14 protein-coding genes, 1 tRNA gene, 2 rRNA genes and 2 pseudogenes (1 of these 19 running past the window's edge) are annotated in these 14,310 nt (G+C 62.4%); 12 read left to right on the top strand and 7 right to left on the bottom strand.

Features of this window, described 5'->3' with window-relative positions; all coding sequences use genetic code 11:
• The 3 genes from ACIU1A_RS24080 to ACIU1A_RS24070 form a co-directional block, all read left to right on the top strand.
• Positions 1 to 1,080, top strand: a 23S ribosomal RNA gene (locus tag ACIU1A_RS24080); it begins 1,731 nt to the left of the window's first position.
• A gap of 272 nt (positions 1,081 to 1,352) precedes the next feature.
• Positions 1,353 to 1,467: ribosomal RNA gene (gene rrf, locus ACIU1A_RS24075) — 5S ribosomal RNA — on the top strand.
• 261 nt (positions 1,468 to 1,728) lie between these two features.
• Positions 1,729 to 1,805 (top strand) — tRNA-Met (locus ACIU1A_RS24070).
• Positions 1,806 to 2,091: 286 nt separating this feature from the next.
• On the opposite strand, the pseudogene ACIU1A_RS24065 reads toward ACIU1A_RS24070, so the two are convergent.
• Together ACIU1A_RS24065 and ACIU1A_RS24060 are read right to left on the bottom strand one after the other, a co-directional pair.
• Positions 2,092 to 2,599: pseudogene (locus tag ACIU1A_RS24065) on the bottom strand (Hsp20/alpha crystallin family protein).
• A gap of 78 nt (positions 2,600 to 2,677) precedes the next feature.
• Entirely contained in the window at positions 2,678 to 3,160 is a 483-nt protein-coding gene (locus tag ACIU1A_RS24060) for an Hsp20 family protein (protein WP_140522628.1), read from the bottom strand.
• 26 nt (positions 3,161 to 3,186) lie between these two features.
• On the opposite strand from ACIU1A_RS24060, the gene ACIU1A_RS24055 reads away from it, so the two are divergent.
• Both ACIU1A_RS24055 and ACIU1A_RS24050 read left to right on the top strand, forming a co-directional pair.
• A complete protein-coding gene (locus ACIU1A_RS24055; protein ID WP_404925446.1) occupies positions 3,187 to 3,336 on the top strand; it encodes a hypothetical protein in 150 nt (49 codons plus the stop codon).
• Positions 3,337 to 3,373: 37 nt separating this feature from the next.
• A complete protein-coding gene (locus ACIU1A_RS24050; protein WP_348642923.1) occupies positions 3,374 to 3,745 on the top strand; it encodes a DUF982 domain-containing protein in 372 nt (123 codons plus the stop codon).
• 124 nt (positions 3,746 to 3,869) lie between these two features.
• Here the strand turns inward: ACIU1A_RS24050 and ACIU1A_RS24045 are convergent, their stop codons facing one another.
• Positions 3,870 to 4,148, bottom strand: coding sequence for an usg protein (locus tag ACIU1A_RS24045; protein ID WP_404925445.1), 279 nt, complete (start codon positions 4,146 to 4,148; stop codon positions 3,870 to 3,872).
• A gap of 23 nt (positions 4,149 to 4,171) precedes the next feature.
• On the bottom strand, positions 4,172 to 4,513 hold the full coding sequence (locus ACIU1A_RS24040; protein WP_246676616.1) for a hypothetical protein: 342 nt from the start codon (positions 4,511 to 4,513) through the stop codon (positions 4,172 to 4,174).
• 336 nt (positions 4,514 to 4,849) lie between these two features.
• On the opposite strand from ACIU1A_RS24040, the gene ACIU1A_RS24035 reads away from it, so the two are divergent.
• From ACIU1A_RS24035 to ACIU1A_RS24020, 4 genes are all read left to right on the top strand, one after another.
• Positions 4,850 to 5,164, top strand: coding sequence for a co-chaperone GroES (locus ACIU1A_RS24035; RefSeq protein ID WP_140513826.1), 315 nt, complete (start codon positions 4,850 to 4,852; stop codon positions 5,162 to 5,164).
• A gap of 57 nt (positions 5,165 to 5,221) precedes the next feature.
• Positions 5,222 to 6,853, top strand: coding sequence for a chaperonin GroEL (gene groL, locus ACIU1A_RS24030; RefSeq protein ID WP_404925444.1), 1,632 nt, complete (start codon positions 5,222 to 5,224; stop codon positions 6,851 to 6,853).
• 72 nt (positions 6,854 to 6,925) lie between these two features.
• A complete protein-coding gene (locus tag ACIU1A_RS24025; protein ID WP_224655820.1) occupies positions 6,926 to 7,237 on the top strand; it encodes a hypothetical protein in 312 nt (103 codons plus the stop codon).
• Positions 7,238 to 7,575: 338 nt separating this feature from the next.
• Positions 7,576 to 7,872, top strand: coding sequence for a DUF982 domain-containing protein (locus ACIU1A_RS24020; protein ID WP_140513824.1), 297 nt, complete (start codon positions 7,576 to 7,578; stop codon positions 7,870 to 7,872).
• A gap of 86 nt (positions 7,873 to 7,958) precedes the next feature.
• Here the strand turns inward: ACIU1A_RS24020 and ACIU1A_RS24015 are convergent, their stop codons facing one another.
• Positions 7,959 to 8,876 carry a LysR family transcriptional regulator gene (locus tag ACIU1A_RS24015; protein ID WP_404925443.1) on the bottom strand — a complete coding sequence of 306 codons (918 nt, stop codon included), beginning with the start codon at positions 8,874 to 8,876 and terminating at the stop codon, positions 7,959 to 7,961.
• A gap of 134 nt (positions 8,877 to 9,010) precedes the next feature.
• Between ACIU1A_RS24015 and ACIU1A_RS24010 the strand changes: the two are divergent.
• Positions 9,011 to 9,650: pseudogene (locus ACIU1A_RS24010) on the top strand (DsbA family protein).
• A gap of 34 nt (positions 9,651 to 9,684) precedes the next feature.
• Entirely contained in the window at positions 9,685 to 10,296 is a 612-nt protein-coding gene (locus ACIU1A_RS24005) for an NAD(P)-dependent oxidoreductase (protein WP_140879511.1), read from the top strand.
• Between the two features lie 78 nt (positions 10,297 to 10,374).
• Here the strand turns inward: ACIU1A_RS24005 and ACIU1A_RS24000 are convergent, their stop codons facing one another.
• Together ACIU1A_RS24000 and ACIU1A_RS23995 are read right to left on the bottom strand one after the other, a co-directional pair.
• Positions 10,375 to 11,829: an ROK family protein gene (locus tag ACIU1A_RS24000; RefSeq protein ID WP_404925442.1), complete on the bottom strand. Its 1,455-nt coding sequence runs from the start codon at positions 11,827 to 11,829 to the stop codon at positions 10,375 to 10,377.
• Between the two features lie 35 nt (positions 11,830 to 11,864).
• Positions 11,865 to 12,773, bottom strand: a complete 909-nt coding sequence (locus tag ACIU1A_RS23995; RefSeq protein ID WP_140558312.1) for a tagatose-bisphosphate aldolase — start codon at positions 12,771 to 12,773, stop codon at positions 11,865 to 11,867.
• A 285-nt stretch (positions 12,774 to 13,058) separates the two neighbouring features.
• Here ACIU1A_RS23995 and ACIU1A_RS23990 point away from each other — a divergent pair, with 285 nt between their 5' ends.
• Positions 13,059 to 13,964 carry a sugar-binding transcriptional regulator gene (locus tag ACIU1A_RS23990; protein WP_404925441.1) on the top strand — a complete coding sequence of 302 codons (906 nt, stop codon included), beginning with the start codon at positions 13,059 to 13,061 and terminating at the stop codon, positions 13,962 to 13,964.
• The last annotated feature ends 346 nt before the right edge of the window (positions 13,965 to 14,310 follow it).

Below are 14,310 nucleotides of genomic sequence, written 5' to 3'. Positions count from 1 at the left end.
TGCGAAGCCGCAAGGCGACGTATAGGGTCTGACGCCTGCCCGGTGCTGGAAGGTTAAGAGGAGGGGTGCAAGCTCTGAATCGAAGCCCCAGTAAACGGCGGCCGTAACTATAACGGTCCTAAGGTAGCGAAATTCCTTGTCGGGTAAGTTCCGACCTGCACGAATGGCGTAACGACTTCCCCGCTGTCTCCAGCATAGACTCAGTGAAATTGAATTCCCCGTGAAGATGCGGGGTTCCTGCGGTTAGACGGAAAGACCCCGTGCACCTTTACTATAGCTTTACATTGGCATTCGTAGTGGCATGTGTAGGATAGGTGGTAGGCTTTGAAGCCTGGGCGCCAGCTCAGGTGGAGCCACCCTTGAAATACCACCCTTATCACTATGGATGTCTAACCGCGGCCCGTTATCCGGGTCCGGGACAATGTATGGTGGGTAGTTTGACTGGGGCGGTCGCCTCCTAAAGAGTAACGGAGGCGCGCGATGGTGGGCTCAGAACGGTCGGAAATCGTTCGCTGAGTGCAATGGCATAAGCCTGCCTGACTGCGAGACTGACAAGTCGAGCAGAGACGAAAGTCGGTCATAGTGATCCGGTGGTCCCGCGTGGAAGGGCCATCGCTCAACGGATAAAAGGTACGCCGGGGATAACAGGCTGATGACCCCCAAGAGTCCATATCGACGGGGTTGTTTGGCACCTCGATGTCGACTCATCGCATCCTGGGGCTGGAGCAGGTCCCAAGGGTATGGCTGTTCGCCATTTAAAGCGGTACGTGAGTTGGGTTCAGAACGTCGTGAGACAGTTCGGTCCCTATCTGCCGTGGGTGTAGGAATATTGAAAGGATCTGTCCCTAGTACGAGAGGACCGGGATGGACGGATCTCTGGTGGACCTGTTGTGGCGCCAGCCGCATAGCAGGGTAGCTATATCCGGACGGGATAACCGCTGAAGGCATCTAAGCGGGAAACCCACCTTAAAACGAGTATTCCCTGAGAACCGTGGAAGACGACCACGTTGATAGGCCGGGTGTGGAAGAGCGGCAACGCTTGAAGCTTACCGGTACTAATAGTTCGATCGGCTTGATCGTTCTCATTCCTTATGCCCATCGTGAAACACGATGGTCTGGCCAGCGCTCACGCATGAGCGGCCCTTACGGGCCTATGCTCCGCGAGGGCGCCGGACGACCGGCGACGCGCAGTCGCGCTTGCGGGCTTCGCCCGAAAGCAAACTGTGGATGTCGCAAAGGCACAAAAAGGCAGGTGAAGAGCAACGAGCCAATAGCGAATAGGCATCCCCTATTCACTATTGCCTTCTGCCCAATCCCTAACCCAGCTTCTCGAATAACGTGCGTTTTGCCGACCTGGTGGTTATGGCGGAGCGGCTGCACCCGATCCCATTCCGAACTCGGCCGTGAAACGCTCCAGCGCTGATGGTACTTCGTCTCAAGACGCGGGAGAGTAGGTCGCTGCCAGGTCTGCCAAACGCACGTTAAGCTCACATCCATCGGATGGATGTGAAATCTTCTCTTCACGAACAGGCCCGCCAACGGGACAACGGGCCGCGTAAGCGGCCCTTTCAATTTGGCGGCGCGAAGCAGGCAATCGCCCGCTTCCAAACATCGAAGCAGAAACACCTGCTTCCAGAGATCGAAGCAGAAAACACCTGCTTCCAGAGATCGAAGCAGAAAACACCTGCTTCCAGAGGTCGAAGCAAGCTCACGCTTGCTCATAGGTGGCGCGGGGTGGAGCAGCCCGGTAGCTCGTCAGGCTCATAACCTGAAGGTCACAGGTTCAAATCCTGTCCCCGCAACCAAATCAAAACAGCCCGGCTCTCACCCCGGGCTGTTCTTGTATCCGGCTGATCGTGCCCGGCTGATTTGAACCCTCATCACGGGCCCGCAAACACCCAAAGCCGACGCCCAAGGTCAAAAAGAAATCCAAGCCAAGCCAAAGCGTTCAGCCGGCCACCGCACAAAAGGCAGACCTGTCGCCGAAGATAATCCAGCCAGCAAGCGATCGCGTCCGCAGTGTAAGCCGTCAATACTGCCGTCTCGACCAGAACCGGCGGGTGGGTTTGTCCCACCGCCGGCATAGGTGGTTCAACTCTTGATCTCGATCCGCTTTGCCTGCGCTTGCGCTCTCGCGGTCTTCGGCAATGTAACCGTCAGGACGCCGTTCCTGAAGCGCGCTTCGACATTGTCTTGCTCTACCTCGATGCCGAGCGGAATGCGGCGCTCGAAACGGCCGTAATAGCGCTCGGAGAACTGGCGCTCCTTGTCCTCGCTCTCGGACCGCTTTTCGCCCTTCAGGGTCAGCACGTCGTCATCGAGCAGGACCTCGATGTCCTTTTCCTCCATGCCGGGCACTTCGGCCGTGACACGGACCTCCTTTCCAGTGTCGGAGATCTCGACGCTCGGCCAGCGTCCGCCGTTCGCGGCAACGGAAGACAAGGATGGCAGACCGGAGCCGAAACCGCGGAAAACATCGTCGAAAAGACGGTTGACCTCGCGGTGCAACGACATGAACGGATCACGTTCGCCATCGCGCAAAAAGGCTGGGCACCTGTCCGCGTTCCCGGCCAAAAGGAATGAGATCACGTACGCTCATTGTCTTTCTCCTCTTTGCTTGCGTCTCCACCACCGGGCGACCGGCGTCCGGTTGGTGGAAGACCTGACCCGAATTGCCTCACGCGGCCTGTTTTTCCACTTGCACGGGCTTTGCCGCGGATTTTTCCTTGGCTTTGGCCATGCTGGTGCCGATCTCGATCTTGCGCGGTTTCATCTCTTCGGGAATCTCACGCTGGAGATCGACGGTCAGGAGACCGTTGACGAGGCCGGCGCCGGTCACCTTCACATGGTCGGCAAGTTCGAAGCGGCGCTCAAACGGCCGTCCGGCGATGCCGCGATGCAGGTATTCGCCATTGTCCTCTCCGGCACGCTCGCCGGCGATGACGAGCATGTTGGGTTCATGCACGATGCTCAATTCGTCTTGACTGAAGCCGGCTACCGCCATGGTGATGCGGTAGGCGTCGTCACCGGTCCTGGAGATATCGTAGGGCGGCCAGTTGTCGACGTTCGCCGTGCGGCTGGCATTCTCCAGCAGGTCGAAAATACGGTCGAAGCCTATGCTCGACCGATAGAGTGGTGAAAAGTCGAAAGCGGTTCTCATAGCCATATCCTCCTTCGCTGAGCAACATGGGTACGAGGAGTGCCAAGGATGCGGCACTCCTTGACCTGCCGGCCCTTTCGGCGCCGGCGGAATCGATCTGGGAACTGACGGGCGTGGCGTCAAGAGGCCTGATCGAACGTCTTACCGAAATTCCGGCGGCCCTTGACGCGGCCTGAACGGCTGACCATCTCGATCACGGATGGAGGGTCGCCGATGACGCCATCCGATTGCTTACTCGCAAAAAGACGTCAAAAAACGGAGGAAGTGATGAACGATATTCGGTTTCCTCAACCGATTACCCTCGAATTCTCGAATGCCCCGCGTAAGGTCGCCAGCAGCTTCGAGGCTCTGGAATGCCTGGATCAACAATGGCCGAAATGGGCGCGCGGACCAAGCTGGCGCGCCGCCGGTCGCGCATGCCGTGATGCGCTGGATGGCTGGCGCAGCGGGCGTGCTGCCTACAAGGCTTTCTTGAAGGCGGCCAAGCGAGCCGGCCTGACGAGGGGCCGCTCCCCTTCGCCTCGCCAACCCCGCTCCGCGAGGATGCCAGGGGCGGCCCCGCTGATGGCTGTCAGAGCAGGATAACACGAATTCCTACCGCCCATCCTGCTCGGAAGCTCTGACTTTAGGTATGCTCAATGGGGCCTTTGAGCGCGCCGCGTTGCAGGCGACGCGCTTCAGGTTTTTTGATCCGCTCAATGTGATCCGCTCAATGGATGGCAACGATGCCGTTAACGGCGCGCCATTCCGACGGTGTGATTAGACGATGATGTGCGACGCGCACGGAATGCAGCGCGCCGTCCAGTTCGCTTTCCCAATAGCCAAGGAAGCCCTTCAGCTCCGGAAAATCGGGAGCGAGGTCGTATTCCTGCCAGACATAGAGCTGCAGCAGGTTGGGGTAGTCAGGCATATGATAGTGAATCTCGGCCGTGGTCAGGCCGTAGCCATCCATCTGCAGGCGGAATTCTCTGCTGACCGCAGTCACCATATGTTTCTCCTTTCGCTGACGACCTATGCATTCATCCTGGCGAAGTCGTGCCGGAATTCGTCCGGCGTGGACCGCGGCGCCGGAACGTCGATGTCGAGCTTGCATAGGGCCTCCATGATGTGGTCGAAGCAAACCGGCCGCTCGACTCCCGGCGGCAGGCGCAGTTCCGGCATCGACTCCACCGCGCAGGCATCCGAGGCCCAAGACGACAGGATCGCCCGCTTTTCCCAGAGGTCGAGCGCGCCGTCTTCCAATACCTCGTCAGGATGTTTGAAGTGCCTCGCCGGCGAAAGCAGCCGGTCAAGCGAGGTGTCGGGCGTGTCAGTCAGGGAAGGCATGATCGGCGAAAATTTCTGTCGGTCCATCGCTGTCCTCCGTCTGCAAAAACTCCTCGATAGCGTCCAGTTTCCGGCTGTGCTTTGGCAGCGCCGGCCAGGATAATCTTGTTGGCTCTTCACCAAAATTCAAGCGGTGAAATCGTCGACCTGGCGAGAATCCCTGCATGATAACAACGCGTTGGCACTCTCATGCGACGAGTGCCAAAATTTTTGCGCGGACCTCTTGAAACCGGAAAATTCCAAAACTAGCTCGATATGCGCGCGCGATGCCTGAACAAGGGTCGCGGCACCTCTTGCTGGGCCGATATTGCCGGTCCGGCGCGGAGGAACCTCAAAAACTGTTTGTCCTTGAAGGAGAACGACATGACGTTCCGCCCATTGCACGACCGTATCCTGGTCCGCCGCATCGAAGCCGAGGAGAAAACGGCTGGCGGTATTATCATTCCCGACACAGCCAAGGAAAAGCCGCAGGAAGGCGAGGTGATCGCCGCCGGCCCCGGCGCCCGAAACGAAGCCGGGCAGCTACAGCCGCTCGACGTCAAGGTGGGTGACCGCATTCTGTTCGGCAAATGGTCCGGCACCGAGATCAAGCTCGGCGGCCAAGACCTGATCATCATGAAGGAAAGCGATGTGATGGGCGTGATCGAGCAGACCGCGACCGTGAAGAAGGCCGCCTGACGGCTTCTTGCCAAGTTATCAGTCAACGAAAGCTGCCTAAATTGAAGGAGTGATCCAATGGCTGCCAAGGAAGTGAAATTCCATACCGAAGCCCGCGAGAAGATGCTGCGCGGCGTCGACATTCTGGCCAATGCGGTGAAGGTGACGCTCGGTCCCAAAGGCCGCAACGTCGTTATCGATAAATCCTTCGGCGCGCCGCGCATCACCAAGGATGGTGTGACGGTGGCCAAGGAGATCGAACTGGAAGACAAGTTCGAAAACATGGGCGCGCAGATGGTGCGCGAAGTCGCTTCGAAGACCAACGACATCGCCGGCGACGGCACCACGACCGCGACCGTTCTGGCCCAAGCCATCGTCAAGGAAGGTGCCAAGGCCGTTGCCTCGGGCATGAATCCGATGGATTTGAAACGCGGCATCGACAAGGCCGTGGAGGCGGTCGTCGCCGAACTGAAGGCCAACGCTCGCAAGGTGACGAAAAACGATGAGATCGCCCAGGTCGGCACCATTTCGGCCAATGGCGATCCCGAGATCGGCCGGTTCCTCGCCGAGGCGATGGAGAAGGTCGGCAATGAAGGTGTCATCACGGTGGAGGAGGCCAAGACCGCCGAGACCGAACTGGAGGTGGTCGAAGGCATGCAGTTCGACCGCGGCTATCTCAGCCCGTACTTCATCACCAACCAGGACAAGATGCGCGTCGAGCTCGAAGAGCCCTACGTGCTGATCCACGAGAAGAAACTGTCCAACCTGCAAGCCATGCTCCCCGTCCTCGAGGCAGTCGTGCAGTCGGGCAAGCCGCTGCTGATCATCGCCGAGGATGTCGAGGGCGAGGCGCTCGCCACGCTGGTCGTGAACAAATTGCGCGGCGGCCTGAAGGTCGCGGCAGTCAAGGCGCCCGGCTTCGGCGATCGCCGCAAGGCGATGCTGGAGGATATCGCCATCCTCACCGGCGGCACGGCGATCAGCGAGGATCTCGGCATCAAGCTCGAAAACGTCACGCTGCAGATGCTGGGCCGCGCCAAGAAGGTGGTGATCGAAAAAGAAAACACCACCATCGTCGACGGCGTTGGCCGCAAGGAAGAGATCCAGGGCCGCATCGCCCAGATCAAAGCGCAGATCGAGGAGACCACCTCCGACTACGACCGCGAGAAACTGCAGGAGCGGCTGGCGAAGCTCGCCGGTGGCGTCGCCGTCATCCGTGTCGGCGGTTCGACGGAAGTCGAGGTGAAGGAGCGCAAGGACCGTGTCGACGACGCGCTGCATGCGACCCGTGCGGCGGTCGAGGAAGGCGTGCTCCCGGGCGGCGGCGTCGCGCTGCTCCGGGCCGCCAAGGCGCTCGATGCCTTGCCGATCGACAATGCCGACCAGAGGACCGGTGTCGAGATCGTGCGGCGTGCGATCGAGACCCCGGTGCGCCAGATCGCGGAGAACGCCGGCGCCGAGGGCTCGATCATCGTCGGCAAGCTGCGTGAGAAGAGCGAGTTCGGCTGGGGCTGGAACGCCCAGACCAACGAGTTCGGCGATCTCTACGGTCAAGGCGTCATCGATCCGGCAAACGTCGTGCGCACCGCGCTTCAGGACGCCGCTTCCGTCGCTGGCCTGCTGGTCACCACCGAGGCGATGGTGGCCGAGAAGCCAAAGAAGGAGGCCGCGACCCCTGCCATGCCCGCCGGCGCGGGCATGGACTTCTAGGACGCTGGGAGGCCGCCCGCTCCCACAAGTGGGAGCGGGCGCTTCCCGGGGAAAGTTTGGAGAGAGACCACTATGACCGGTATCGGTTCCGTTTCGGCGCCCACGCATCCGGCAAACGAATTTCTCGCCTACGAGGCAGAATGCAGGAGCGTGCTGGGGCCATTGTTGATGCGCGTTCTCGACATGGCCGAGTCCGCAGGCTGGAGCCGCCGTACGGCGGCGTCGACGCTGATGTTCCTGGCCGCGCAGCATGTGTCGGCAGCCTCGGAAAGCTCCGGCGGCTCAACCAGGGATGGAGGACGCGATCATCGGAGCCCCACAGCAAACGATGGACCGATGTCCGGTTGGGAGGAGGACCGACATGATCGTGGGCCAATTGCGTGAATGCCTGAAAACGTTGAGGTGGAAAGCGGCAGACCTCGTCGACGAGCTTGGTTGCCCGCAAAGCCAGGTCGCTGCCTGGCTCGATGGGCGGGCGCTTCCGCCGCTTTCCGTCCTTGCCTGGCTCGAGGCGCTCGCCAGGGCGCATAGGGCGCTACCGGCGCCCGGCCGAGGCTCGCCGGTGCTCAAGCCAAGCCCGGTCGAGCCAGCCGAGATCAGGCTCGCGGCTGCCGGAAATCCGACGACACCGGCGCACCCGCCCTATCCGCGCCGACCTGTCTTCGCGCACCAGGCTGCCCGACATGCTTCGGTTCGTTTGCCGTCGAATGGAGGTTTAAACCATGGCACAGATGCGCTTTGAAGAACCCGTGACGATCTTGGTCGGAATGGGGCTTCCGGTAACGATCGAGACTGCGATGGAAGCATATGCCGTGCTGCAGGACTGGCCCGTTGCCAGCCGGAACGGCGCCCATGCCGTCGCCCTCAACGCTTGCAAAGCCGGCATTGCCGGCGAGATCGATGCGGAAACCGTGCGGGCGACCTTGATCGCCTTCGCGCGCCGCAATGACATTCTGGTGCCGAATATGATCTCGCCTGCGAGTACCGCGCCCAGCGGCCGCACCGTGCGAGCGGATTGAGGATCTATACGCGACCTATCGGTGAGCGCCCGGCGACCAAAACGATCAGCCCGTCAGCCTTGAGCTGGCGGGCTGTCTCCGTCGCCTCAGGCCGTTTCGACGAGACGCGAGCGTTTCTTCTCGGCGGCCGCCAGCAACTCGACGAAGGCGCGGACCTTGGCTGGCCGGAACCGGGCCGGAGGGAAAACGGCATGGATGCCGCCGGCAGGCAACATCCAGTCGGCAAATACCGGCACGAGACGCCCCTCGGCGATATCGTCGCCGACACTGTAGTCGGGAAATACGCCCAATCCGATACCGGCGAGCACGCAGGCAAGAGCCGCCGGGCTCTTGTCGCACATGATGACCGGGTTGAGTTCGGTCAACACCGTTTCTCCCTCTCTTGAAAACAGCCATTGGCCGATGCCGCGCAGCTGGGCGTTGCCGACCCAGGCAAGCGATCTTGCCTGGCGCGGGGTGACATCGGGCGGCAGGCTTGCGGCGAAGGTCGGGTTCGCCACCACGACCTGCTGTATCGCGCCCAGGCGCCGCGCCTGATTGGACGAATCCGCAAGCCAGCCGACGCGGATGCCGAGGTCGATCTGCTCGTCCACCAGATTGCTGACGGCGTCATCGAAAATCGCCTCGACGCGCATATGCGGATAAGTTCGGAGATAGGCGGCCATGACCGGCGCAACGATCTTCGTGCCATAGTCGAGCGGCGCGGTCAGCCTCAGCATTCCCTTGGGTTCGATCGCCCCGTGCGAGATCTCGCCATAGGCCGCTTCGGCTTCGCGCAGGATGATCATCGCGCGGTCGTAGAACAGGCGACCCTCCTCGGTCGGCGTGACACGCCGCGTCGTGCGCCGCATGAGCGTCGCGCCCAATTCCTGTTCAAGCCTGCCGATCTGATGGCTGACCACGGCCTTGGCCACGCCAAGCCGGTCCGCCGCCGTGGTGAACGAGCCTGTCTCCATCACCGTGGTGAAATAGACAAGGCGATTGAGATTGAGGAGTTCGGTCACATGCTTTGTCTGATTAGATCAGACAGTTTGTATTATTGGGCACCGTTTATTGCAAGACCATCACCTGCCACATGTAAGCCAAGACATTTGGCGGACGGGGCAGCCAACGCCACGGTAACGGAGACCGGACGATCGTGAGCAATCCAGAAGTGACCTACCTTTTCGATCCGCTCTGCGGCTGGTGCTATGGCGCAAGCCCGATGCTCGAAAAACTGTCCGGCAGCGGCGTGCGCATCGAGCTCTTGCCGACCGGCCTGTTTTCGGGGGCAGGCGCCCGGCCGATGGATGGCGGTTTTGCCGCCCATGCCTGGGCGAACGACCAGCGCATCGAGCGGTTAACGGGACAGGTTTTCACGCAGGCCTATCGGGACAACGTGCTGAATGTTCGCGGCACGTTGCTGGATTCCCCATGCCGCGACCCTCGCGATCACCGCAGCGGGCCTGGAAAATCCCGGCCGCCGGCTGGCCGCGCTGAAGGCGATCCAGAACGCGCGCTATGTCGATGGGCGCGATATCGTCACGGTCGGCGGTGTCGCCGAGGTGCTCGCCGACGCCGGCATGGCCGATGCCGGCGAACTGGTGAAGGCGCCAACCGAAGGATTGCTGACAGCTCACCGCGAACTGGTCGGCCGAGGCCGCGCGCTGTTCCAGCGCCTGCATTCCAACGGCGTGCCTTCGCTCGCCATCATCAGCAACGATGCGCCGCGCCTCATCGGTTCGAACGCGCTGTTCGGCAGTTTCGACAATCTCCTCGCTCATATCGCGGCCGCGTGATCCCCAACCGACTCCAACAAGGATGGAAAAAGACATGGCAAAAGTCGCTCTCATCGGCGCATCGGGCGCAGTCGGTTCGCGCCTGCTCAAAGAACTCTCCGGCCGTGGCCACACGGTCACCGGCATCGCCCGCAATCCTGAAAAAATCGCGGCGCTGCCTGGCGTGACGGCCAGGAAGGGCGATGTCTTCGACATGGAAGGCCTGGCCAAGCTGATCCGCGGCCATGATGTGGTGACCAGTTCGGTGCATTTCCTCGACAGCGATGCCGACACGCTGATCGCCGCGGTGCGAGCCTCCGGCGTGAAGCGCTACCTGGTCGTCGGCGGTGCGGGCAGCCTTGAGGTCGCGCCCGGCAAGCGGCTGGTCGACACGCCCGAATTTCCCGACATCTACAAGGCCGAGGCGCAGAAGGGCGCCGACTTCCTCGACAAGCTGAAGACCATCGATGACCTCGATTGGACGTTCCTGTCGCCATCCGCCATGTTCATCCCGGGCGAGCGGACCGGCAAGTTCCGCCTCGGCAAGGACACGCTTCTGGCTTCGGACAAGGGCAGCAGCATTTCCTTCGAGGATTACGCCATCGCGATGGTCGACGAGATCGAGAAGCCCGCCCACATAAAGCAGCGCTTCACCGTCGGTTATTGACTAGGCAGGCCTGGCCAGCTCGAAAACGAAACGGCTTTTCAATTTGGCGAGCCCAACTGCTTCCTGTCCACCAACGTTCTAAACGTCGCCCGTCATCATCGCTCGCAGCCATGCCGTGATGGCGTCGAAGTCGATCGGTTTCGTCGTGTCGACGTCGAAGAGCGGGCCGCGCCGCAGCGGTTCGGCACGCCTGGCGAGTTCGATCAGTTCGGGGATATAGGACGCGCCTGGATGACCGGGGAGACGCTGGCCGAGCCGGGCGCCGTAACGCTCGGCAAGGACTTCGCCGGGCGCATGGCACCAGATTTCGACGGTCTGTTCGAGCCCGGCATTCCTGAGATGATCCTCGAGCAGCTCGGGCGGCTGGAAACCGAACCAGGCGTCGACGATGAATGTGGAGCCCGCCGGGGCTTCGCCGACGACGGACCAGATCGCCTGATAGCTGGCCCGGCCGAGCGTGCGGTTGAAGGCGCGGTCGCCGCCGCCGAGCGCTTCGAGAAACGGATTCTTGATCGTGTCGAGCGCAAGCAACGGCCATCCCATGCGGTCGGCTATGCCGCGCGACACCGTGCTCTTGCCGCTGGCCGGGATGCCGTTGACCAGCACGGCGCGCCTGGCCGCGCCGGCTTGCACAAAATGCCGGCCAAAAATCGGCGCTGTCGCCATGTCTGTTCCGGCCAGCGCCTGCAATCCCGCCCCGATCACGCCGGCGTCGTCGCCGAGCTGCGCCGGCTCGACCGGGCACTGGTACCACGGCGCCAGGGCCGGCGCGCGGCCGAGCGCCTTGTGTGCCGCCCAGCCAAGACCGCCGCCGAGCAGGACGACACCGGGGTCGAACATGGCGACGCTGGTATCGATGGCGGCACGTAAGGGCATTGCCCAGGCTTCGAGTATAGCGCGCGCCTGGATGTCTCCGGCGGCGTCGCGGGCAAAGAGCTGGTCGACCGGAAGGTCGGTACGCAAGCCGGCCCGCGCGATGTGACGGCCAAGCGCGGTGCCCGAACTGGTGGTCTCGACACAACCGCGCCGGCCGCAGGCGCAGATCTCGCCATTGACGTCGACAGTGATGTGGCCGAGCTGCCCTGCCGTTGCCCGGCCACGCACGATCCGCCGATCTTGAGCGACGGCGCCGCCGATGCCCGTGCCGATGGTGAACATGGCGATGTCGTCGTGGCCCCGGCCGGCGCCGAGCGCCATCTCGGCGATCAGTGCCATGTTGCAGTCATTGTCGATGACGACGGGCTTGCCGGCCATGTCCTCCAGGCACTGCGCCAGCGAGACGGAGGCCAGATTGACGTAGCCGCCGGACAGGACCGCGCGGCGATGCGCGTCGACGCGACCGGGAACACCGATGCCGATGGCCGAAACCTCCGATGCATCGAGCCGGCGCACCATCCCGGCGATCCGCGAGAGCACAGCCTGCGGGTCTGGCGCGCTCTTTTCGGACAGACGTTCGAGGATTTCGCCGGTGCCCGAAATGCGGGCGGCCCGCAGATTGGTGCCGCCTATATCTATCCCTATGCTGAGAGGCATGATGTCCTGCAGGTGCCGGTGATCCAACGCAGATATCAGGCGGCGGCCTTGCGCCGGTGATACCCGATCACCGCCTGGATCTCACGCAATCGCGGCACCGCGATGGTCTTAAGCCTTTCGCGCTGAATGTCACGATCGAGCGAGATGCAGTCCTTCCACAGCGAGCGGCCGGCGATGACGCCGGAGGCGCCGTTCTGCATGGCAATCTCGACCTGGCCGAGGAAGGTGGCGTGGTTGACGCCGGCCGAAAGCACCGCCCACGGCACCTCGCCGGCCATTCTGGTGATGTTGGCGCAGGCTTCCGGCGTTCCGGGATACGGAAGCTTCAGCACCTTTGCCCCGCACTCCAGCGATATCCTTGTGCCTTCCTCGACGAGCCAGGGGGTCTTCGCCGCATAATCTTCCGGGCTTTCGTCTTCGAGCTGATAGGTCAGGAATTCGACGACGAGCAACAAATCTTCCTGCCCGAAATCGGCGATGCATTGGCGCAGGATGGCGATGTTGTGCTCATTCGCTTCGGGCTTGTCGGCCCGCAGATACACCATGATCTTGCCGCCCGTGCCACCCAGTTCGCGCACGCGGCGCGCATCGATGCCGGGGACAAGGCGCGACAGGCGATAGCCTTCAGGCGAGACGTCGAAACCCGAGGCGTCGAGGCCGATAAGCAGCGCGGTATCGCGGTTCAGCACGCCCTCCTCGACAACCCGCGGCACCGCGCAGAGCGGGTCGAGCAGCACGCAGGACGCGGCACTTGCAAGGTAGCGCGTGATGTCGGCCTTGGTGTCGCCGAGCATGTCGTTGGTGATCCTGGCCTGTTCGGCCGGATCCGACGCCAGCAAGGTGCGCATGCCGCCGCGCTGGTCGCAGGCGATGGCCAGCATGGCCCCGTCCTTGCCGCATATCTGCTGATAGCCGCGCAGCTCCGCGGTGGTCATCTTTGTCATGGTCTCTGTCCGATGTTGGCGCTCTCTGGCCGAGGGCGCGGATCCCGTGGAAACAAGAATGTTCAGTTTTTGCCCGCCTGCCGGCAGGGGAGAATTGCCGTCTTGATGCGCCGTCGATTGCCCGGAAAAGCACACCTTGCCGGCGCCTGGGCAGGACGGCCTCAAGTTGCGGGTTCGCCGGATTTGCGCGATAACTCCCATCGGCGTATACGTGTGTAACACGTTGCTGAAAGGAATTGCAAGCTGGCTGTCCCTCCCATTCAGGATGCGACCGCATCGCGCACGATGCTGCACACGGTCGCCAAACTGCATTACGAGGCGGAGATGTCGCAGGTCGATATCGCGCGGCAGCTTGGCGTCTCCACCGCGACCATATCGCGCCTCTTGCAGCGGGCGCGGGCGGAAGGGATCGTCCGTATCGAGGTTCTCGACCTGGCGGCACCTGAGGAGATCACCGGACAGCTGATCGATAGGCTAGGCCTGCGTGACGCAGCGGTGGTCGAGACGCCGGCCGCAGGCGCGCTGACGGCGCTGGCCGGCCCGCTCGGCGGCCTTCTCAAGCAGGCGCAATTGGTGGCCGGCTCCGTGGTCGCCATCGGCTGGGGGCGCGCGGTGCGCGAGGTGATCCGCGCCGGCCTGCCGCGCATTCCGGGCGTGCTGACCGTTGCCGCCACCGGCGGCATGCAGCAGCACGCGGCGCATTTTCAGGTCAACGAATTCGTCCGCCTCGCAGCCGAGGAGTTCGGCGGGATACCGCACTTCATTCATGCGCCCTATCTGCCTTCCAGTGAATTGCGTGAAGTCTTCCTTGGTGATGCCGCCATCAGCGATGCCGTCGCGCTGTGGGACAGGACCGATGTGGCGATCGTCGGCATCGGCCTGCCGCATGCCATCAATGCACCCGAGGCGAGCGCCGCCACGCCGAGCGAGCAGGCGCTGGTCCATGCGGCTGGCGATGTCCTTCGGCATTATTTCGATGCCGATGGCGCGCTGATCGCCTGGGAAGGAGAGGGCCGGATGATCGCTATGTCGCCGGCGCAGCTCCGCGCCGTGCCGCTGGTGATCGGTGTCGCGGCGTCGCCGGAAAAGGCGACGGCGATCATCGGCGCCGCTCGCGCTCAGCTGATCAACGCCGTGATAACGGATACGAAGACGGCGCAAGCCATCCTCGCTACCCTGCCGCCGCGATAGTGCGCCCGCCGCCCCGCCGCCGCATTCCAGTTCGCGAGGGCGATTCTACGAAATCGGTTGTGCCGCCGAGAAGTCGAGGCAATAGTTCGGCGGGACTTTGTGGAGCAGTCGGATGTTGCGTGAAAAATCCGGCGTTGCGACCCGGAAAACCGAGTTGCAATTTATTTCTGCAAAGTGTTACAAGTTTGTGAACTTGGTGTGCAATGCATGCCGGGTGCTGTGGTTCTCTGACCCCACGGAGGCGAGGAAGTGACCGTGGCTATCGTGCCGGTCGGCTGGACCGGCTGACATATCGACTGGAGGGCGCTTGGGAGGAGCTGCCCGCGAAAAGCAAACAGGCGTTCCC

This window comes from Mesorhizobium maamorense, assembly GCF_044998965.1.
Lineage (GTDB): Bacteria > Pseudomonadota > Alphaproteobacteria > Rhizobiales > Rhizobiaceae > Mesorhizobium.
Note: the sequence above shows the minus strand (reverse complement) of the source record. Positions and strands in the feature narration are given on the sequence as shown.

Excerpts from the sequence above, each read along its gene's own strand:
- groL (WP_404925444.1), top strand. The coding sequence starts at position 5,222 with ATGGCTGCCAAGGAAGTGAAATTCCATACCGAAGCCCGCGAGAAGATG.
- ACIU1A_RS23995 (WP_140558312.1), bottom strand. The coding sequence starts at position 12,773 with ATGACAAAGATGACCACCGCGGAGCTGCGCGGCTATCAGCAGATATGC.
- ACIU1A_RS24020 (WP_140513824.1), top strand. The coding sequence starts at position 7,576 with ATGGCACAGATGCGCTTTGAAGAACCCGTGACGATCTTGGTCGGAATG.
- ACIU1A_RS23990 (WP_404925441.1), top strand. The coding sequence starts at position 13,059 with ATGCTGCACACGGTCGCCAAACTGCATTACGAGGCGGAGATGTCGCAG.
- ACIU1A_RS24055 (WP_404925446.1), top strand. The coding sequence starts at position 3,187 with ATGGGTACGAGGAGTGCCAAGGATGCGGCACTCCTTGACCTGCCGGCC.
- ACIU1A_RS24035 (WP_140513826.1), top strand. The coding sequence starts at position 4,850 with ATGACGTTCCGCCCATTGCACGACCGTATCCTGGTCCGCCGCATCGAA.
- ACIU1A_RS24050 (WP_348642923.1), top strand. The coding sequence starts at position 3,374 with ATGACGCCATCCGATTGCTTACTCGCAAAAAGACGTCAAAAAACGGAG.
- ACIU1A_RS24045 (WP_404925445.1), bottom strand. The coding sequence starts at position 4,148 with ATGGTGACTGCGGTCAGCAGAGAATTCCGCCTGCAGATGGATGGCTAC.
- ACIU1A_RS24060 (WP_140522628.1), bottom strand. The coding sequence starts at position 3,160 with ATGAGAACCGCTTTCGACTTTTCACCACTCTATCGGTCGAGCATAGGC.
- ACIU1A_RS24000 (WP_404925442.1), bottom strand. The coding sequence starts at position 11,829 with ATGCCTCTCAGCATAGGGATAGATATAGGCGGCACCAATCTGCGGGCC.
- ACIU1A_RS24040 (WP_246676616.1), bottom strand. The coding sequence starts at position 4,513 with ATGGACCGACAGAAATTTTCGCCGATCATGCCTTCCCTGACTGACACG.
- ACIU1A_RS24005 (WP_140879511.1), top strand. The coding sequence starts at position 9,685 with ATGGCAAAAGTCGCTCTCATCGGCGCATCGGGCGCAGTCGGTTCGCGC.
- ACIU1A_RS24025 (WP_224655820.1), top strand. The coding sequence starts at position 6,926 with ATGACCGGTATCGGTTCCGTTTCGGCGCCCACGCATCCGGCAAACGAA.